Source organism: Ochrobactrum quorumnocens, assembly GCF_002278035.1.
Taxonomy (GTDB): Bacteria; Pseudomonadota; Alphaproteobacteria; order Rhizobiales; family Rhizobiaceae; genus Brucella; species Brucella quorumnocens.
In genome coordinates this window covers 790,240-808,629 of record NZ_CP022604.1, presented here as the reverse complement: position 1 = coordinate 808,629, position 18,390 = coordinate 790,240, and the positions used below count along the sequence as shown (strand labels likewise).

The window sequence follows — 18,390 nt, the reverse complement described above, 5'->3', positions numbered from 1 at the left end:
TGCATTTGCAGCCTTGCACGAGGCCTTTATGACTGAGAATCTCATCGAATTGCGCCATATCGGCAAGCGCTTCGGCGGCGTTAAAGCGCTGGACGACGTATCTCTTGCCATCAAGCCGGGCGAAATTCATTGCCTTGCGGGCGAAAATGGCTCTGGCAAGTCCACTGTAATCAAAATCATGTCTGGTGTTTACACGCCTGAAGACGGTGAAATCCTTATCGACGGCAAGACAGTCGGCAAGCTTGATCCCGTCAAATCCGTGCACCACGGCATTCAGGTTATTTATCAGGACTTCTCCCTGTTCGGGAACCTGACGGTCGCAGAGAACCTCGCGATTAATACTTTTCTCATGGAAGGCCGCAAGGCTGTTGACTGGAAGCGCGTGCGCGAACTTGCGCAGCAGGCGCTTGATCGTCTTGGCGTTCAGATGGATCTGGATGCCGATGTGGACAGTCTACCAACCTCCGGCAAACAGATTGTAGCAATTGCGCGCGCGATGATGGCTGATGCGCGGCTATTGATCATGGATGAACCGACAACCGCCCTCACCCGAAACGAAGTCGACGCACTTTTCAAGATCGTGCGCGATATTCAGGCGCAGGGCATCGCGGTACTTTTCGTCAGCCATAAAATGCGCGAAATGCTGGAAATCAGCGAGAGGCTCACGGTTTTTCGCAATGGCAAGAAGGTTGCGGAAGGTCCGATCAACGAATTTGACGAACCGGCTATCACCCGCGCCATGACCGGTCAGGAATTGATGGCGCACAGCTATCATTGGGCACTGCGTGATGGAGCGGCCAGCGCACCAAGCCTTGAAGTCGAAAATCTGACCGTACCAGGTACCGTGGAAAATGCCAGTCTCACACTTCATGCTGGTGAGATTGTAGGGATTTCCGGGCTGATCGGCTCAGGCCGCACGGAACTTGCGCTGGCGCTCTTCGGCATGAAACCGGATTTTACTGGCGCTGTGCGGATTGATGGCAAGTCCGTTCATCCCAAAACCGTGCAGGAAGGCATCGCCAGCGGCGTTGCTTATGTGCCGGAAGATCGCCTCACCGAAGGGCTGTTCCTCACCCAGTCGATTGAGCGCAATATTATTGTGACCTCGATTGAGAAATTCGTGCGCGGCATATTTATCAATCGCAAAAAAGCTGACGCAACAACCCGCGATATGTTCTCTGCGATGAATATCGTCGCCCCAGGCCCGCATACGCCGGTCAGCCATCTCTCCGGCGGCAACGCGCAGCGCGTGGTGCTGGCGCGCTGGCTTCTTACAGGTGCAAAAATCCTGATCCTCAACGGCCCAACAGTTGGCGTGGATGTGGGTTCAAAAGCTCAGATTCACAACATCATCCGCAAACTCGCACAGGATGAAGGTCTGGCCGTTCTGATGATTTCCGATGATGTGCCAGAGCTTGTTCAGAACTGTAACCGTGTGCTGGTGATGCATCGTGGACGTTTTGTCGATGAACTCTCCGGTGAAAACATGACTGAAGACGCCGTCAATGACCGGCTCAAGACGTTGAATTGAGGAACCGGCACATGAAATTCTTTCGCAGTACCGAATTCATCATTGCCTGTGTGCTTCTGGCCGCAATGATCATCATTGGTCTTATCAACCCGGCCTTCTGGTCACTGGATAATATTTTCGGGCTTCTTCGTTCCAATGTCGTGATCGGCATCATGGCGCTTGGCGTTCTGCTGGTGATGATTTCCGGCGGCATCGACGTATCGTTTACGGCTTTTGCCATTGCCGCAATGTATCTGACCGTCCGTGCCATGGTTTACCTTGGCTATGACGGCGTGTTCATTCCTTTTGTAGCGGCAACGCTTATCGGCCTACTGCTTGGCGCATTCAATGGCTTCATCATTCATCGCTTCAAGATGATCCCGCTGATCGTGACGCTCGGCACCGGCTCCATTGTGCGCGGCCTTGTGCTGGGTCTCGTTGGCACCAGCATCGTCAACATCAACAAGATGCCCAAAGAGCTAATCGAGTTTGGCAAGACAGATGTAATCTCGCTTACCTCGGCTACCGGCACGACCTTCGGTCTCACAGCGATGTTCCTCGTCTATCTGGTGCTCGCCCTGCTGATCCACCTGATCCTCACTCACACCATGATCGGGCGCAGTGTTTATGCCTATGGCGGCTCGCCCGAAGCTGCAAAGCGCGTCGGCTTTAACACGCGCCGCACGATCTTCTTCGTTTATTGCGTGGCGGGTGCCTTGGCAGGTTTTGCGGGGTTGCTGCATTCATCCATGATCTGGCTTGCCAATCCACGCGATTTTGTAGGCCTTGAGCTTGATGTGATCGCAGCCGTGGTTCTCGGTGGCGCGTCGATTTTCGGCGGTCGCGGAACGGTACTCGGCACACTCATGGGCGTCTTCATGCTCGTGATGGTCAAAAACTCGCTCATCATCATGAAGGTCGACACCACATGGCAGCGCGTTGTGGTTGGCCTCATCATCATTGCGGCCACTGCCATCACAGCGTGGCGTGATCGCAAAAGCATCGCCTAAAGGGAGAAAGCGACATGAAACAGTCTTTCGACATGCGCCGCATCCTTGGCGGAGACAACAATATCATCCAGCTCGTTGTTATCACCGTGCTTGTTTTTGCACTGATGACATGGATGAACCCGGACAAGTTCCTGCGTTACTACAACTTTGAATCCATCAGCTACATCATGCCAGAGCTGGGCATCCTGGCTATCGCAATGATGATCGCAATGTTGACCGGCGGGATTGATCTTTCGGTCGTCGGCATTGCCAATCTGGCAGGCATTGTCGCTGGCGTCTATTTCCACTCAAGCATGGTACAGGCGGCGCAGACGTCGGGCTCTGGAATATTGTTCTACACCATCATCGGCATACTGCTTGCCATGCTGATCGGCCTTTTATCCGGACTGGTGAATGGTTTGCTGATTGCCAAGCTGCGGATCACGCCAATCCTTGCAACACTAGGCACCGGACAGGTCTTGATGGGACTGGCACTGGTACTCACGGGGGGACCGGCCATCGTCGGCTTTCCTGATGCGTGGAACTGGGTAGGCAATGGCAAGATCATGGGCATCGCTACACCTTTCCTGTTGTTCATTGTCGTCTGCATTCTCGTCGGAATTTTGCTGACGCGCACCACGCTTGGTATCAATCTGATGTTGATTGGCACCAACCCGCGCGCAGCCGTGTTTGCTGGCATCCGCAAAGAGCGCATGATCCTTTATTCCTACATGCTGACGAGCGTTCTGGCCTCGCTTGCGGGGATCATTTTGTCGGGACGTACCAATGCGGCTAAATCCGATTATGGCGCGTCCTATCTGTTGCAGGCAGTTCTGATCGCCGTGCTGGGTGGCACCAATCCGGCTGGTGGCAAAGGGCGTGTTTTGGGCATCGCCATAGCGCTGATCGCTCTCATGCTTCTTTCCTCCGGCTTCCAGATGATGCGGTTTTCCAACCACCTGATCGACTTCATCTGGGGCGCGTTCCTCATCCTCGTCATCGCGATCAATGCTTCGCGCAATCAAGGCAGGTGATCCCAAATGCAGGATATTGAATTTCATCTTCGTCGTCAGGACTTTGTTGAACAACCGCATGTCATTGCCAGTGCAGACGGGCTGAGTGTGACGGCATTTCGTTATCCAAGCGGCATCGAAGCTCTGCTGATCGAAAACGAACGCGGCAATATCATCGTGCTTCCATTCATGGGGCAGATGGTATGGGCCGCAGAGTTCGACGGCATTGATCTCACCATGGGCAACAGCTTCTCCATGCCGCGTCCGGCAACGACCATCGTCGAGACTTATGGATGCTTTGCTTTTCACAGCGGAATCTTGCGCAATGGCTGCCCTTCGCCGCAGGATAATCACCTTCTGCATGGTGAAATGGCCTGCGCAAAGATGGACAAAGCAGGCCTTTTGTTCGGCGCAGATGAACATGGCAGCTTTGTCGAAGTCACTGGCGAATATGAATATGTCATGGGCTTTGGCGCGCATTATCTCGCTCGGCCAAGCGTTCGGCTTCATGCGAAGGAAACGCTTTTCGACATCACCATGGATGTTGAAAACCTGTCATCGGCTCCGATGGAGCTGATGTATATGTGCCACGTCAATTTCGCCTATGACGAAGACGCGCGCATTGTGCAGCCGGTCGCCTTTACACCAGATCAGGTGCAGGTTCGCACGGCCGTTCCGGGCCATGTGACACCCAATGACGATTACCTCTCCTTGATTGATGAACTGGCCGCAGATCCTTCCGTGATGGAAGTGCTCGATGAGCCGGAGCGCTACGATCCAGAGCAGGTATTCTACATTCGTGGCTTACCAACCGATGCCGATGGCAAGACCCATCAGATGATGCAGTTAGCCGATGGCGACGGCTTTGCGATCTCCTATCCGGATGAGGCTTTCCCAAAAACTGTGCGGTGGATTCTCGTCAACGGTGATGCGCAGGTTGCAGCCTTTGCCCTGCCATCCACTTGCGAGCCGGAAGGCTATCTCGCCGAAAAAGCCAAGAACAATGTGCGGATACTGGCGTCGGGTGAACGCGCCATCTTCCCCGTGCGCGTTGGCTATCTCGATCAGCCTGCCGCTGAACAGTTTGAAGCCAAGATCAGGGCACTCTGAAATTTCAAAGGAACTTCTCATGACCAGAAAGATCGGAGTGGTCGGCTCCAACATGGTGGATCTCATCACCTACGTGAACCGTATGCCCGGCCCCGGCGAAACACTTGAAGCACCGACTTTCGAGATTGGTTGCGGCGGCAAGGGGGCAAATCAGGCTGTTGCAGCTGCACGTCTCGGTGCCGACGTGATGATGGTAACGCGCGTTGGTGACGACGTCTTTGCCGATAACACGATCCGCAATCTCAACAGCTTTGGCGTCGATACGCGACACGTTCTCAAAGTATCGGGCAAGTCGAGCGGTGTAGCCCCCATCTTCGTCGAACCTTCAGGCGAAAACTCGATCCTGATCGTCAAAGGTGCAAATGCAGACCTCTTGCCCGCCGAAGTCGACAAGGCTGCCGATGATCTGAAGGAATGCGGCCTGATCCTCATGCAGATGGAAGTGCCGGTCGAGACCGTCTACCACACAATCGCTTTTGCGGCTGAAAATGGCATAGAAACCATATTGAACCCCGCGCCTGCGGCGGCAGATCTTGATCCGGAACGCATCCGGCAAGTGACCTTCCTCGTGCCCAACGAGAGCGAGCTTGCTCTTTTGTCTGGCCTTCCGACCAGCACGGATGATGAGATTGTCGTTGCCGCTCGCTCGCTGATTGCGCATGGCATCCGCACGGTCATCGTGACGCTGGGCGGACGTGGCGCACGCATGATTACCGCAACTGAAATCGTCAATATCCCGCCGGTCAAAGTCACACCGAAAGACACGACAGGCGCAGGCGATGCATTTATCGGCTCGTTTGCCCACTTTTATGCAGAGAGGGGCGATGTGGAAGCAGCGCTTCGCAAAGCCTCCCTTTATGCCGCTCATTCCATCACCCGACCCGGCACGCAAAAGGCTTATGCCAGTGCCGATGAATTTGAAACGTTCTGCCGTGAACACGCGCCTTTGATCGAACGCGCCTAAGTGCTCTTGAACGTCAACAAACCTCACAGACGGACAATACAATGACCGAAGCCCTTCCCCGCAATAATGGCACACCGCTCAAGCCTGAATGGTTTGAAGATGTTGTCGTGAACCGCAGTGCCTCGGAACGTCGTGCTGCAACGCTGCCTGCACGTCGTTCGATCAAGAAAGAATATCAGGCAGCATGGCTCATCCGTGCAATCCAGTGCATCGACCTGACCACACTTGCTGGTGACGACACTGCCGGGCGTGTGCGCAGACTTTGCGCTAAAGCGCGCCGTCCTGTGCGTGATGATATTCTGGAAGCCCTCGGCCTTCTCGATGCAGGCATAACCACCGGCGCAGTCTGTGTTTATCCGACCATGGTATCCCATGCAGTCAAAGCACTGGAAGGCTCCGGCATTCCCGTAGCCTCTGTGGCAACAGGTTTTCCGGCAGGCCTGACACCTTTGCCATTGCGCCTTGCAGAAATCACCTATGCGGTTGAGCAGGGTGCCCACGAAATCGACATCGTCATTACCCGCGAGCATGTGCTGACACAAAACTGGTCCGCGCTTTATGACGAAATTGCCGCCATGCGCGAAGCCTGTGGCGAGGCGCATATGAAGGCCATTCTCGCAACCGGTGATCTCAACACGCTAACCAATGTTTATCGCGCCTCAATGGTGGCGATGCAGGCGGGTTCTGATTTCATCAAGACCTCGACCGGCAAGGAAGATGTCAACGCGACGCTGCCCGTCAGCCTGACGATGGTACGGGCGCTGCGCGATTATGGCGAATTGTCCGGCCAGATCGTCGGCTTCAAGCCAGCCGGTGGCCTCAAGACCGCCAAGGACGCTCTCGCGTGGCTCACGCTCATGAAAGAAGAACTCGGTAATCGTTGGCTCGAACCAGATCTCTTCCGCTTAGGCGCCTCATCCATGCTTGGCGATATCGAACGGCAATTAGAGCACTTCGTGACCGGACGCTATTCGAGCGCCAATCGTCACGCTGCTGCGTAAGGAAAATTTGAAATGCGACCCATCAAGGACATTCTGAAGACCATGGAATATGGACCTTCCCCCGAAGCAAACGGTGATGTGAAGCAGTGGCTGGAGCAGCATGGCCATTCTTTCGGCCATTATATCAACGGCACTTTCATCAAACCGGAAGGCCGTAAAACCATTGCCGTGGCTAACCCTGCTAATGGTGACAAGCTTGCCGAGATCACGCTTGGAACGCAGGAAGACGTTGATCAGGCGGTGAAAGCCGCGCGTGGTGCATTTGGCAAATGGTCGAAACTATCGGGCCATGAACGTGCTAAATACCTTTATGCAATTGCCCGCCATATCCAGAAGCGTGAACGCTTCCTCTCGGTTCTGGAAACTATGGATAATGGCAAACCTCTGCGTGAAACCCGCGACATCGATATTCCGCTGGCAGTTCGTCATTTCTACCATCATGCCGGTTGGGCGGAGATGGTTGAAGATGAGTTCAAGGGCTTTTCGCCGGTTGGCGTTTGTGGTCAGGTGATCCCTTGGAACTTCCCATTGTTGATGCTGGCGTGGAAGATCGCGCCGGCCTTGGCTGCGGGAAATACAGTTGTCTTGAAGCCTGCTGATCTCACACCACTGACCGCTATTGCCTTTGCAGAAATCTGCCACGAAGTTGGCCTGCCTGCCGGTGTAGTCAATATCGTACAGGGCGATGGCACAACTGGTGCGAGCGTCTGCGGTCATGACGGCGTCGACAAGGTTGCTTTTACCGGATCAACGCAAGTGGGTCGTATCATCCGCGAGCAAATTGCAGGTTCCGGCAAGAAGCTCTCTCTTGAACTTGGTGGCAAGTCGCCCTTCATCGTATTTGAAGATGCTGATCTCGATGCCGCTGTTGAAGGTGTCGTCGACGCCATCTGGTTTAACCAGGGCGAAGTCTGCTGCGCGGGTTCACGTCTTCTGGTGCAGGAAGGCATTGCAGATCGGTTCTATGCCAAGCTGAAAAAGCGGCTTGAAAGCCTGCGCGTCGGCGATCCGCTCGACAAATCCACCGATGTTGGTGCCATTGTCTCGCCTGCACAGGTGAAACGCATATCCGATCTGATCCAGAAAGGTATCGATGAAGGCGGACAACTCTGGCAGACGCCAAATCCACTGCCTGCCAAGGGCAATTACATTGCGCCCGGTTTTTTCACTGAGGTCGATCAGGCGGCAACGGTCTGCCAGGTGGAAATCTTCGGACCAATCGCCGCCGCCACAACATTCCGTACGCCGGATGAGGCTGTGGCACTCGCCAACAATACGCGTTACGGTCTTGCCGCATCCATTTGGTCAGAGAACATCAATGTTGCGCTTGACCTCGCAGCCCGCGTGAAAGCCGGTGTTGTCTGGATCAATTGCACCAATATGCTTGATGCGGGTGCAGGCTTTGGCGGCTATCGCGAAAGCGGCTACGGCCGCGAGGGTGCACGCGAAGGCTTGTATGAATATCTTTCAGCCGATTGGGAAAAAACCCTCGACGCTCCCAAGGCTAACGAAAACTTCGTACCTTCTGCCTCACCATCCGGCGACGACAAGATCGTCATCGATGGCATCGATCGCACGATGAAGAACTATATTGGCGGCAAGCAGGCTCGTCCTGATGGTGGTTATAGCTATTCGGTTACAGGCAAAGGCGGCGCAGTTATCGGTCAGGCTGGCATTGGCAACCGCAAAGATATCCGCAATGCGGTTGAAGCTGCGGCTAAAGCATCAAGCTGGGGCAGCGCCACCGCCCATAACCGGGCACAGGTGCTTTATTATCTGGGTGAAAACCTCGATGCACGCCGCGACGAATTTGTGGCTCACCTCGTTGAGAGCACTGGTGTCAGCGAAAAGAAAGCTACCGAAGAAGTCGAAGCATCACTGCGCCGCATTTTCTATTATGCTGCACAGGCAGACAAGTTCGACGGCGCGGTGCATTCGACCAAGTCGCGCCATGTGACGCTTGCCATGAACGAGCCATGGGGTGTGATGGGCATTGTCTGCCCGGATGAAGCTCCGCTTTTGTCGCTGGTCTCGCTTGTGCTGCCTGCAATTGCGATGGGCAATCGCGCAATTGTCGTGCCATCAAGCCGTCATCCGCTGATTGCTGGCGATTTCTATCAGGTGCTCGACACATCGGATGTGCCGGGTGGTGTAATCAACATTGTCACCGGCGAACGTGATGTCTTGGCCAAGACATTGGCTGAACATGATGAAGTGGCAGCCCTTTGGTACTTCAGTTCTAAGGAAGGCAGCGCGATGGTTGAAAAGGCTTCTGCCGGAAATCTCAAGGCCACATGGGTCACCAATGGCCGCTTACCCAACTGGCTCAACAATGCCGAAGCGCAGGGGCGCGATTACTTGCGCAGGGCTGTTCAGGTCAAAAATATCTGGGTGCCATACGGCGCATAAGAAAAAGGCCCGGTCATAGCGACCGGGCCTTTTAGCTTCCAACAATAACGACGCCGGCTTTAAAGCCGGATCACATATTCCTTGCGCGTGGTTTCGATCGCTTCCCAGGTGCCCTTGAAGCCGGGGCGAATTACAAAGCTATCGCCCGCTTTAAGCGTGCGCGCTTCACCACCCTCTTCCGTCAAGACCGAATGACCAGCGAGAATGTGACAAAACTCCCATTCGTCATATTCAACACGCCATTTTCCCGGCGAGCTTTCCCATATGCCTGCGAAGAGCTTGCCATCGGCAGTCTCTTCGAGGTTCCATGTGCGGGAGCGCGGATCACCCGACAGGACACGCTCTGGTAAAGGTGCGCCCTCCTCCGGCTCAACGTCAGTCAGTTCGAAATCAACAAGCAGGCTCATAACATCAGACCTTGGCAAGCGCCTGTTCGATATCAGCTATAATATCATCAGCATTTTCGATGCCGATGGACAGACGAACGACATCCGGGCCTGCACCCGCCGCAACCTTCTGCTCATCGGTCAGCTGACGATGCGTCGTCGATGCGGGGTGAATAACCAGCGAACGGGTATCGCCAATATTGGCCAACAGCGAGAACAGTTCGAGGCTATCGACAAACTTGACGCCCGCTTCATAGCCGCTTTTCAAGCCAAAGGTGAAAACAGAGCCTGCGCCCTTCGGCGAGTATTTCTGCTGAAGCGCATGATACTGGTCATGAGGAAGCCCGGCATAATTCACCCAGGATACTTTCTCATGTCCATGCAGCCATGAAGCGACCTTCAATGCGTTGTCCACATGGCGCTGCATACGCAGTGGCAGCGTTTCAACGCCTGTCAGAATCTGGAACGCATTGAATGGCGAAATGGCTGGGCCGAAATCGCGCAGGCCAAGCACGCGCGCAGCAATGGCAAAAGAAATGTTGCCGAATGTCTTGTGCAGTTCGAGACCGGCATAGTCTGGACGCGGTTCGGTCAGAAGCGGATAGTTTCCGGACTTGGCCCAATCGAATGTTCCAGCATCTATCAGAATACCACCCATCGAATTGCCATGCCCGCCGATGAATTTGGTCAGCGAATGCACAACAATATCCGCACCGTGCTCAATCGGACGTACGAGATAAGGCGATGCCAGCGTATTATCGACGATCAGCGGCAGACCGTATTTGTGAGCGATTTCGGCAATCGCCTCTATATCAACAACGATACCGCCCGGATTGGCAAAGCTCTCAATGAAGATTGCGCGTGTGCGATCATCAATCTGCTTAGCGAACTCCGCAGGATTGGTTGCATCCGCCCAACGAACCTGCCAACCGAAGGATTTGAAAGACTGGCCAAACTGGTTGATCGAACCGCCATAAAGCTGGCGTGCAGCAACAAAATTATCGCCCGGCTGCAGCAGCGCATGGAATACCAACAGCTGAGCGGCATGTCCCGAAGCGGTGGCAACTGCAGCCGTGCCTCCTTCGAGAGCAGCAATGCGCTCCTCTAAAACAGCGGTAGTCGGGTTGGTGATGCGCGTATAAATGTTGCCAAAAGCCTGCAAGCCAAACAGCGAGGCAGCGTGATCGGCATCATCGAACACGAAAGACGTTGTCTGATAGATCGGCGTCGCACGTGCACCCGTCGTCGGATCGGGTTTTGCGCCCGCATGGACTGCTAGTGTTTCGATGCCGGGTGAGCGTTTAGACATAAGTTCCTCCTGACAGTCTATGCCAATTAATTCGAGTGGACGTTAGGCTGTGCCACAAAGAAAGCAAAGGAGGAATTTGCGCCAAGCGATACAATTAAAGAAAATAATTCCGTGACTTACGATCGGCCAATCAGCCGCGGGTATTCGATAGCTGGGCAGCGATCCATTATCACTTTCAAACCAGCATCTGCAGCCTTCTTTGCTGCTTCTTCATGCACCACATCGAGCTGTGTCCAAAGAACCGCTGGCCGCTGCTTCATAGCGAGAATTTCATCTACAATGCCCGGAAGCGAATAAGATGCTCGGAAAACATCCACCATATCGATCAGCTCATCAATATCGGCGAGATTGGCCACTACTTGCTGTCCGTGGATACTTTTTCCCACCTGCCCCGGATTAACGGGAATGACATGGTATCCCCGATCAAGCAGAAACTTCATGACGCCGTTGCTTGGGCGCTCAGCTTTGGGCGACGCACCAAGCAACGCAATCGTTTTGACAGACTGAAGAATTTCGCGAATTTGATTGTCTGAAGGTGTCTGCATTTGGTTCCTCCTCCGCAAATTTCGACTTTATTGGTGGCATATCGCAACACATGCTTGCAAGATCGGCCTTACTCCCGTTAGTTCTTAAAGATAGGGAGAGGAAATGAATATCAACACTGCACACCATACGGCCTTGAGCCCAGTCATGAATATTGACGATTTACGCCTCTTCATGAAGCGCGAGTTTCCGCAACTTGACGACAGTTTTGAGATTGTCTCTATCGAGGACGGCGTCGCGACAATGCATCTTCGCGCCGATGCTCAGCACTTGCGACCCGGCGGCACTGTTTCGGGTCCTTCTCTTTTCGCACTTGCAGACGTGGCAGCTTATGCAGCAATTCTTGGTCATATAGGACCAGTCGCGCTTGCTGTGACTACAAATCTCAATATCAATTTCCTGCGCAAAGCCACGCCGGGGACGGTGAAGGCGTTGGCAAGGATTCTCAAGCTCGGAAAGCGTTTGGCCGTACTGGATATAAGTCTGACCAGTGATGAGCGAAACGAGCTGATCGCCCACGCAACAGCGACTTATTCCATTCCACCGCGTTAAAAAATACGGTATTATAATACCTCATTCATAAGTGATTGTTTTTATTGTATTTTTAAATAACAGTCGTAAAAACAGCGCTTGACGACCTTCTCGAGTTTGTGTATCGACCCGCCTAGTGCGTTAGGAAGCTCGCTTTCAAACGTCCTTAAGGTTGGCCGTCATTACAATTGGCGTGACTAACACAAGCAACAAGAAAAGCCTGGATCGTAAGATCTGGGATTAAGTCAAGGAAGACTTCAATGGCAACTTTTTCTCAGAAGCCAGCCGAAGTGGTGAAGAAGTGGATTCTGATCGACGCAGAAGGTCTCGTCGTCGGTCGTCTCGCATCCCTCGTCGCCAATCGCCTGCGCGGTAAGCACAAAGCAACCTTCACCCCGCACGTTGACGATGGCGACAATGTCATCATCATCAATGCCGATAAGGTTGTTCTGACCGGTAAGAAGTACACCGACAAGGTTTACTACTGGCACACTGGCCATCCAGGTGGCATCAAGGAGCGTACTGCTCGCCAGATTCTCGAAGGCCGTTTCCCAGAACGCGTTCTTGAAAAGGCTATCGAGCGTATGATCCCACGTGGCCCGCTTGGCCGTCGTCAGATGAAGAACCTGCGCGTTTATGCAGGTGCAGAACATCAGCATGAAGCTCAGCAGCCAGAAACTCTGGACGTTGGCGCGCTGAACCGCAAGAACAAAGGGAATGCATAATCATGGCTGAGCAGCTCAACTCGCTCGAAGAACTCGGCAGCGTAGCCGCTGAACAGGCCGCTCCGGTTCACGTTCAGAAGATCGACGCTCAGGGCCGCGCTTATGCGACCGGCAAGCGTAAAGACGCGATTGCTCGCGTTTGGGTCAAGCCAGGTTCCGGCAAGATCACCGTCAACGGCAAAGAATTCGCTGCGTATTTCGCACGTCCGGTTCTGCAGATGATCCTGCAGCAGCCAATCGTTGCGTCGAACCGCGCTGGTCAGTTCGATGTTGTCGCGACTGTTGTTGGCGGCGGTCTTTCCGGTCAGGCCGGTGCAGTTCGCCACGGCATCTCCAAGGCACTCACCTACTACGAACCAGGCCTTCGCACGGTTCTCAAGAAGGGTGGCTTCCTTACTCGCGATAGCCGCGTTGTTGAACGTAAGAAGTACGGTAAGGCAAAGGCTCGCCGTTCTTTCCAGTTCTCCAAGCGCTAATATTTATCGCTTTGGAATTACAGAAAAGCGGACCTTCGGGTCCGCTTTTTTGTTTTCGCAATGTCTGGACTATTTCAACCTGCCCAGGCACGAATGGCTTCCCGGCTGATCTGCAACTGTTTCTCTACAGACTGTTTGTAAAATTCCGGCGCCATGCCGGAAACCCAATCGCCATAGCTTGGATTTGGAAGCATGAAAAACTTGGTTCCAAAGGCCGCTTGATTGGCTGCAACGAAAGCGCGTCGCTGCTGGTTGTTCTTGTGATACGTGACACCTCCGAAATCATTGAGATTATCACCAACATAGACCACCGCATCAAAGCCGGCCGCTTTAATGGTATCAAAACGCGCCTGCTTGTTTGATTGGCCACTGTTCAGAAGCAGTGTCTTCGTTGATACACCGGGAAAGCCGAGCTTCCTGATGTTGGCCGCTGTATGTTCAAATGATTTGGCATCGCGGTTCGTGACATAGAACATGCTGCCTCCATGCGAATTCACATGACGTGCGAAATCGACAGCACCCGGAATAGATCGGGCCTGTTCGGCAGCCATCCAGCGCGCCCAAGTTTTCTCTGTGTAAGGCACATTATGCTGGATACGCCATCCGGCATAAGCCGAATTATCGATCATCGTTTCATCAAGATCGACGATCACCGCTTTACGGTATCCTTTGCGAACCTTCGCCGTGTCGAACGCTTTGCGCGCACTGTTAAAGGCCTGATAGGCAAGCGCCTCGTATTCGCCAGATTGTTGCATCCAGTTGAGCGCGCCCACATTCTGCTGCTCCAATTGATAGCGGGCCGCACGCTGGTCAGTCACACAGCCAGACAGCGCGGCAGAACAAACAAGCGCGATTGAAATTGGAAATATTACTTTTCTCATAAAACCCCTCTTTGAAAGAGAGGTATTTGCCAACACGCTCCGCGTTCTCACAATCGCGGTTTATCGCCCGCGCAATTTTGCACCCTGAGATGTTGAGCAGCGCTCTAGGCTATTGAAGCCACCCTTCGAGCTTTCCAAAAATAGATTCCGATTTTTGGGCTGATGCTGTAGTCGCAGTTGCAAGCCCCGTCGACAGCATTCATGAAGAGTGAAGTCCACGATTCTTCGAAGATGGAGCACGCCTATGTCTACGACTGAATGTTTTGCCAACACACCACACCCGCCCTACTTCGTAGTCACATTTTCATCGCAACGGTTTGGCGCTGATGATGGCTATGGCGAAATGGCACAAAGCATGGCGGAACTGGCCTCAAAACAACCCGGTTATATTGGGGTTGAAAGTGCACGCGATACGGAAGGCTTCGGCATCACCAATTCGTTCTGGGCAGACGAAGAGAGCATCCGGGCATGGAAGCGCGACGTTGATCATCTCGTCGCGCAAAAACTCGGTCGCCAGCAATGGTATGAAACTTATCGCGTTCGCATCGCCCGGGTAGAACGCGCTTATGGTTTTGACGCAAAAACCACATAAAGCAATCTCCCAATTTGCTTCGTGAAGCGCTATGAGAGTTGTGAAACTATTCGGGAGCCAGCCATGCCCTCAAAAACCATCGACCATGCTTTCACCGCCGGCAGCCTGACCAGCGCTGCCACCGACCCCACCCACGCGGGTGTGCTATCGTTCATGCGGCGTGTTTATACGAAGTCGCTGAAGGGTGCTGAAGCAGTCGTTTGGGGCATTCCGTTTGATGCGGCGGTTTCCAACCGGCCCGGCGCGCGCTTCGGCCCGCAGGCGATCCGTCGCGCATCGGCGATTTTCGACAACGATCCACAATATCCGTTTGAGCGCGATCTATTCGAAAACCTCGCCGTGATCGACTACGGCGACTGTCTTCTTGATTACGGCAATCATTATAAGACGCCCGCAACGATAGAGCGGGAAGCCGGAAAAATCCTCAAATCCGATGCGTTTTTGCTGACGCTTGGCGGGGACCATTTTGTGACATGGCCACTACTCAAAGCCCATGCCGCAAAATACGGCCCGCTTGCACTGGTTCAATTCGACGCGCATCAGGATACCTGGTTTGATGATGGCAAGCGCATTGACCACGGTTCTTTCGTAGCTCGAGCCGTGCGTGACGGAATTATCGATCCTGAACATTCTATCCAGATCGGCATTCGGACGCATGCGCCAGAAGATTGCGGAATCAAGATCATCTATGGTCACGAGGTTGAGGACATGTCGGCGCAGGCAATTGCCGACGTGATTCTGAAACGCACTGTTGGCAAGAAGACCTATCTGACCTTTGACATTGATTGTCTTGATCCGGCATTTGCACCAGGAACCGGCACGCCAGTTGCTGGCGGCCCGTCTTCGGCGAAGGTGCTGTCTGTGCTTCGCAAGCTCACACAACTTGATTTTGTGGGTGCAGATGTTGTTGAGGTTGCACCCGCTTACGATCATGCCGATATAACGGCAATAGCCGGAGCGACCATTGCGATGTATTATCTCGGACTTCTGGCCGAGCAAAAAGCGCGACGATAAAAACTAAGCCTTGCTGCAGCTCAGAAATTGATTCAAGCAGCTCGAAAATTGATTCCGAATAATGGCGTAACTTTCTGAAATCTAAAGGCAAAGCGCATGAAACCGAAAATCTTCATCGACGGCGAACACGGCACAACTGGTCTGCAAATTCGCGGTCGCCTTGCCGAGCGCGACGATCTTGAAGTGATTTCCATTCCAGAAGCCGAGCGTCGCAACAAGGATTTGCGTACCGACTATCTGCGTTCTGCCGATATTGCGATCTTGTGCCTGCCAGATGACGCTTCCAAGGAGGCTGTTTCGCTGCTCGAAGGTCACAACTCGACCCGGATAATCGATACGTCGACCGCTCATCGAGTGCACTCAGACTGGGCCTACGGCTTTGCGGAGCTCGCCAAAGGCCAGCGTGAGCGGATTGCTGAAGCACGCCTTGTTGCTAATCCCGGCTGCTATCCGACCGGCGCTATCGCCCTCGTTCGCCCCTTGCGCGATGCCGGGTTGTTGGCGGCTGATTATCCAATCAGCGTCAACGCGGTTTCCGGCTATACAGGCGGCGGCAAACAGATGATCGCGCAGATGGAAGATAAGAACCATCCGGAGCATCTAGCGGCCAACAACTTCCTCTATGGCCTGCCGCTGCGTCACAAGCATGTGGCTGAACTGCAATTGCATGGTCGTCTGGATCGCCGCCCACTCTTCAGCCCAAGCGTCGGCCGTTTCCCTCAAGGCATGATCGTTCAGGTTCCGCTCTTTGTGACCGAACTTGAAGGCTCGCCGTCGCTTAATGATATCCATAAGGTTTTGACCGAACATTATGCTGGGCAGAATAACGTTGAGGTTGTTTCGCTGGAGGAAAGCAGTCAACTGCCGCGCGTCGATGCTGAAGAGCTTGCTGGCAAGGATGGCATGAAGCTTTTCGTGTTTGGAACGGAAGGCGACAATCAGGTCAATCTCGTAGCGCTGCTCGACAATCTCGGCAAGGGCGCATCGGGTGCCGCTGTTCAGAATATGAATCTGATGCTCGGCAAAGCCTGATGACGGAAAGGCCGATATTCCCCGCCGAATGGAATGTCGGTTCTTATGTGCCGCTCGCGGACACACATTCAAGTCTGGTCTGGAAAGTCGAACGCAATGACTTTCCAGACGAAGTTTTTGTTGTCAAGCAGCTCAAGCCCGCTGGGATGGAGGAACTGCGAGGCACACATTATCTTTCATGGCGTGACGGTCATGGGGCTGCAAAGCTCTATGATCTCAAGGAAACATCGATGTTGCTCGAATATGCGGGCGGCTACCACCTCGATGAGCAACTCAAAAGTGGCAAAGACGAAGAATGTCTCGCTATTTTCGGGCAAGTGCTGACTGCATTGCATCAGCCTTCCGCCTCACCTGTTCCAGATGATTTGCAACCACTTAACAAGCATTTTTCCGGCCTCTTTGCAGTCGCAAGCCACAAACCAATTTATGCGGAGGCTACGGAACTTGCAAAGCGCCTTTTGGAAATGCCGCGTGAAGCAATTCCGCTGCACGGCGATATTCATCATGAGAATGTCATGCGAGGACCTCGCGGCTGGCTTGTGATCGATCCCCACGGGCTGATGGGGGATGCGGCATTTGATGCCGCCAACATCTTCTACAATCCGCTGGATCGCGATGATCTGTGCCTCAATCTCGAACGCGCTCAGCGCATGGCAGAGCATTTCGCGCCGATCCTCAGATGCGATCCTGCCTATGTCCTCGATTTCGCATTTTCCTATGGCTGTCTCTCAGCCGCTTGGCATCGCGAAGACCGCAATGATGCCGATGAAGCGCGGGAGCTGAAGATAGCTTCCGCGCTAAGGCATCTGCGTCAGACTGTTTATTCTTTGTAAGCGCCTTTTGTTGCGCGCCAGTGTGCAACGGCGAAAGCCAGCACCATCAACGCCACGAACTGGTGCGTCAGGCCGAGATCAAGAGGAACACTCATCAAAAGTGTGGCAATGCCGATCGCTGCCTGCACGAGTATCAGGCCGAGCAACACGATTGTACGGCGGGCATGGGTGGTTGCTGCCGCATTTTTCCAAACCTGCACGGCGTGAATGACCGCCAGAACCAGAACTGTGTAGGCGAACATGCGGTGTACGAACTGCACGGTCTTTGGATTTTCAAACAAATTGCGCCACCAAGGCGACTGGATGAACAAATCTGACGGGATGATCGCACCATCCATCAGCGGCCAGGTATTGTATGTAAGACCTGCATGGAGCCCGGCGACAAGACCGCCAAGATAGATCTGCACCAGCACAGCAAAGACCAACCAGCCTGCGAAACGCTGGATAGACCGTTTCGCCGGGCGCTCGGTATAAGTGACGAGCCCTCGCGCGATATAGAACACGGCCGTTATGATGACGCAGGCCGTCGTCAAATGGATGGCAAGACGATACTGGCTGACGCTGGTAAGCTCGCTCAGTCCCGACGCAACCATCCACCAGCCAATAGCGCCCTGAAAGCCGCCGAGTGCCAGAAGGCCAAGCATCCGGTATTTAAGGCTGCTGTTCAGACGTCCGGTCAGCCAGAAGAAGGCGAGTGGAATTGCAACCAGAAAGCCGACAAATCGCGCAAGCATGCGATGCGCCCACTCCCACCAGAAGATGGACTGGAACGCTTCGAGTGACATGCCCTTATTGATCTGCTGATATTGCGGAATCTGGCGATACTTATCGAATTCTTCCAGCCATTCGGCATGATTGAGCGGCGGAATGACGCCGTGGATCGGTTTCCATTCAGTAATCGACAAACCAGAGCCAGTCATGCGCGTTGCACCACCGACCATGACGATTGCGATCAGAACGACAAAAACTGCATAGAGCCAATAGCGGATCAGCCGACGATTTTTATCCTCGCCGGATCTCACTGCGCTCTGCCCTTCATGTCGAACGGATACTGCCGCCATGCCATTTTATC

General features: G+C 53.8%; 19 protein-coding genes. 14 read left to right on the top strand and 5 right to left on the bottom strand.

All coding sequences use genetic code 11. From position 1 onward, the window contains the following. Nucleotides 1-28 precede the first annotated feature (28 nt). From CES85_RS13370 to CES85_RS13340, 7 genes are read left to right on the top strand one after another with little or no spacing between them, the layout of a single operon-like run. Nucleotides 29-1,531, top strand: a complete 1,503-nt coding sequence (locus tag CES85_RS13370; RefSeq protein WP_095446428.1) for a sugar ABC transporter ATP-binding protein — start codon at nt 29-31, stop codon at nt 1,529-1,531. Nucleotides 1,532-1,542: 11 nt separating this feature from the next. Continuing rightward, nucleotides 1,543-2,520, top strand: a complete 978-nt coding sequence (locus CES85_RS13365; protein WP_095446427.1) for an ABC transporter permease — start codon at nt 1,543-1,545, stop codon at nt 2,518-2,520. A gap of 14 nt (nt 2,521-2,534) precedes the next feature. Then, nucleotides 2,535-3,533 (top strand): ABC transporter permease, encoded by a 999-nt coding sequence (locus tag CES85_RS13360; protein WP_095446426.1) that lies wholly within the window; start codon nt 2,535-2,537, stop codon nt 3,531-3,533. Between the two features lie 6 nt (nt 3,534-3,539). Next, entirely contained in the window at nt 3,540-4,622 is a 1,083-nt protein-coding gene (locus tag CES85_RS13355) for an aldose 1-epimerase family protein (protein WP_095446425.1), read from the top strand. Between the two features lie 19 nt (nt 4,623-4,641). Beyond that, on the top strand, nt 4,642-5,586 hold the full coding sequence (rbsK, locus tag CES85_RS13350; protein WP_095446424.1) for a ribokinase: 945 nt from the start codon (nt 4,642-4,644) through the stop codon (nt 5,584-5,586). 41 nt (nt 5,587-5,627) lie between these two features. Then, on the top strand, nt 5,628-6,587 hold the full coding sequence (gene deoC / locus CES85_RS13345) for a deoxyribose-phosphate aldolase (protein ID WP_095446423.1): 960 nt from the start codon (nt 5,628-5,630) through the stop codon (nt 6,585-6,587). Nucleotides 6,588-6,599: 12 nt separating this feature from the next. After that, a complete protein-coding gene (locus CES85_RS13340) occupies nt 6,600-8,996 on the top strand; it encodes an aldehyde dehydrogenase family protein (protein ID WP_167388293.1) in 2,397 nt (798 codons plus the stop codon). A gap of 59 nt (nt 8,997-9,055) precedes the next feature. Here the strand turns inward: CES85_RS13340 and CES85_RS13335 are convergent, their stop codons facing one another. The 3 genes from CES85_RS13335 to CES85_RS13325 all read right to left on the bottom strand — a co-directional run bounded on the left by CES85_RS13335 (nt 9,056) and on the right by CES85_RS13325 (nt 11,236). Next, nucleotides 9,056-9,403, bottom strand: coding sequence for a cupin domain-containing protein (locus tag CES85_RS13335; RefSeq protein WP_095446422.1), 348 nt, complete (start codon nt 9,401-9,403; stop codon nt 9,056-9,058). A gap of 4 nt (nt 9,404-9,407) precedes the next feature. Beyond that, nucleotides 9,408-10,691, bottom strand: a complete 1,284-nt coding sequence (locus CES85_RS13330; RefSeq protein ID WP_095446421.1) for an O-acetylhomoserine aminocarboxypropyltransferase — start codon at nt 10,689-10,691, stop codon at nt 9,408-9,410. 116 nt (nt 10,692-10,807) lie between these two features. Beyond that, nucleotides 10,808-11,236, bottom strand: coding sequence for a CoA-binding protein (locus CES85_RS13325; protein ID WP_095446420.1), 429 nt, complete (start codon nt 11,234-11,236; stop codon nt 10,808-10,810). A 103-nt stretch (nt 11,237-11,339) separates the two neighbouring features. On the opposite strand from CES85_RS13325, the gene CES85_RS13320 reads away from it, so the two are divergent. The 3 genes from CES85_RS13320 to rpsI all read left to right on the top strand — a co-directional run bounded on the left by CES85_RS13320 (nt 11,340) and on the right by rpsI (nt 12,966). Then, on the top strand, nt 11,340-11,786 hold the full coding sequence (locus tag CES85_RS13320) for a PaaI family thioesterase (protein ID WP_095446419.1): 447 nt from the start codon (nt 11,340-11,342) through the stop codon (nt 11,784-11,786). Nucleotides 11,787-12,025: 239 nt separating this feature from the next. Then, the gene (rplM, locus tag CES85_RS13315; RefSeq protein ID WP_095446418.1) at nt 12,026-12,490 is read left to right on the top strand and encodes a 50S ribosomal protein L13; all 465 of its coding nucleotides are present in this window, start codon (nt 12,026-12,028) and stop codon (nt 12,488-12,490) included. A 2-nt stretch (nt 12,491-12,492) separates the two neighbouring features. Next, nucleotides 12,493-12,966 carry a 30S ribosomal protein S9 gene (rpsI, locus tag CES85_RS13310; RefSeq protein ID WP_064320455.1) on the top strand — a complete coding sequence of 158 codons (474 nt, stop codon included), beginning with the start codon at nt 12,493-12,495 and terminating at the stop codon, nt 12,964-12,966. Between the two features lie 74 nt (nt 12,967-13,040). Here rpsI and CES85_RS13305 read toward each other — a convergent pair whose 3' ends face one another. Next, on the bottom strand, nt 13,041-13,847 hold the full coding sequence (locus tag CES85_RS13305) for a 5'-nucleotidase, lipoprotein e(P4) family (protein ID WP_095446417.1): 807 nt from the start codon (nt 13,845-13,847) through the stop codon (nt 13,041-13,043). 244 nt (nt 13,848-14,091) lie between these two features. Between CES85_RS13305 and CES85_RS13300 the strand changes: the two genes are divergently transcribed. The 4 genes from CES85_RS13300 to CES85_RS13285 all read left to right on the top strand — a co-directional run bounded on the left by CES85_RS13300 (nt 14,092) and on the right by CES85_RS13285 (nt 17,318). Continuing rightward, nucleotides 14,092-14,439, top strand: a complete 348-nt coding sequence (locus CES85_RS13300; RefSeq protein ID WP_095446416.1) for an antibiotic biosynthesis monooxygenase family protein — start codon at nt 14,092-14,094, stop codon at nt 14,437-14,439. A gap of 63 nt (nt 14,440-14,502) precedes the next feature. Next, nucleotides 14,503-15,453 (top strand): agmatinase, encoded by a 951-nt coding sequence (gene speB / locus CES85_RS13295; RefSeq protein WP_095446415.1) that lies wholly within the window; start codon nt 14,503-14,505, stop codon nt 15,451-15,453. A gap of 96 nt (nt 15,454-15,549) precedes the next feature. Continuing rightward, nucleotides 15,550-16,485, top strand: a complete 936-nt coding sequence (gene argC, locus CES85_RS13290; RefSeq protein ID WP_095446414.1) for an N-acetyl-gamma-glutamyl-phosphate reductase — start codon at nt 15,550-15,552, stop codon at nt 16,483-16,485. Continuing rightward, a complete protein-coding gene (locus tag CES85_RS13285) occupies nt 16,485-17,318 on the top strand; it encodes an aminoglycoside phosphotransferase family protein (RefSeq protein ID WP_095446413.1) in 834 nt (277 codons plus the stop codon). Before argC ends, CES85_RS13285 begins: the two co-directional genes overlap by 1 nt. On the opposite strand, the gene CES85_RS13280 is transcribed toward CES85_RS13285, so the two are convergent. After that, nucleotides 17,306-18,379 carry a COX15/CtaA family protein gene (locus CES85_RS13280; protein ID WP_095446412.1) on the bottom strand — a complete coding sequence of 358 codons (1,074 nt, stop codon included), beginning with the start codon at nt 18,377-18,379 and terminating at the stop codon, nt 17,306-17,308. The two genes, CES85_RS13285 and CES85_RS13280, sit on opposite strands and share 13 nt — an antisense overlap. Nucleotides 18,380-18,390 lie beyond the last annotated feature (11 nt).

Bases quoted from the DNA above. Each gene is read 5' to 3' on its own strand.
- CES85_RS13370 (WP_095446428.1), top strand. From the start codon at position 29: ATGACTGAGAATCTCATCGAATTGCGCCATATCGGCAAGCGCTTCGGC.
- CES85_RS13365 (WP_095446427.1), top strand. From the start codon at position 1,543: ATGAAATTCTTTCGCAGTACCGAATTCATCATTGCCTGTGTGCTTCTG.
- CES85_RS13360 (WP_095446426.1), top strand. From the start codon at position 2,535: ATGAAACAGTCTTTCGACATGCGCCGCATCCTTGGCGGAGACAACAAT.
- CES85_RS13355 (WP_095446425.1), top strand. From the start codon at position 3,540: ATGCAGGATATTGAATTTCATCTTCGTCGTCAGGACTTTGTTGAACAA.
- rbsK (WP_095446424.1), top strand. From the start codon at position 4,642: ATGACCAGAAAGATCGGAGTGGTCGGCTCCAACATGGTGGATCTCATC.
- deoC (WP_095446423.1), top strand. From the start codon at position 5,628: ATGACCGAAGCCCTTCCCCGCAATAATGGCACACCGCTCAAGCCTGAA.
- CES85_RS13340 (WP_167388293.1), top strand. From the start codon at position 6,600: ATGCGACCCATCAAGGACATTCTGAAGACCATGGAATATGGACCTTCC.
- CES85_RS13335 (WP_095446422.1), bottom strand. From the start codon at position 9,403: ATGAGCCTGCTTGTTGATTTCGAACTGACTGACGTTGAGCCGGAGGAG.
- CES85_RS13330 (WP_095446421.1), bottom strand. From the start codon at position 10,691: ATGTCTAAACGCTCACCCGGCATCGAAACACTAGCAGTCCATGCGGGC.
- CES85_RS13325 (WP_095446420.1), bottom strand. From the start codon at position 11,236: ATGCAGACACCTTCAGACAATCAAATTCGCGAAATTCTTCAGTCTGTC.
- CES85_RS13320 (WP_095446419.1), top strand. From the start codon at position 11,340: ATGAATATCAACACTGCACACCATACGGCCTTGAGCCCAGTCATGAAT.
- rplM (WP_095446418.1), top strand. From the start codon at position 12,026: ATGGCAACTTTTTCTCAGAAGCCAGCCGAAGTGGTGAAGAAGTGGATT.
- rpsI (WP_064320455.1), top strand. From the start codon at position 12,493: ATGGCTGAGCAGCTCAACTCGCTCGAAGAACTCGGCAGCGTAGCCGCT.
- CES85_RS13305 (WP_095446417.1), bottom strand. From the start codon at position 13,847: ATGAGAAAAGTAATATTTCCAATTTCAATCGCGCTTGTTTGTTCTGCC.
- CES85_RS13300 (WP_095446416.1), top strand. From the start codon at position 14,092: ATGTCTACGACTGAATGTTTTGCCAACACACCACACCCGCCCTACTTC.
- speB (WP_095446415.1), top strand. From the start codon at position 14,503: ATGCCCTCAAAAACCATCGACCATGCTTTCACCGCCGGCAGCCTGACC.
- argC (WP_095446414.1), top strand. From the start codon at position 15,550: ATGAAACCGAAAATCTTCATCGACGGCGAACACGGCACAACTGGTCTG.
- CES85_RS13285 (WP_095446413.1), top strand. From the start codon at position 16,485: ATGACGGAAAGGCCGATATTCCCCGCCGAATGGAATGTCGGTTCTTAT.
- CES85_RS13280 (WP_095446412.1), bottom strand. From the start codon at position 18,379: ATGGCGGCAGTATCCGTTCGACATGAAGGGCAGAGCGCAGTGAGATCC.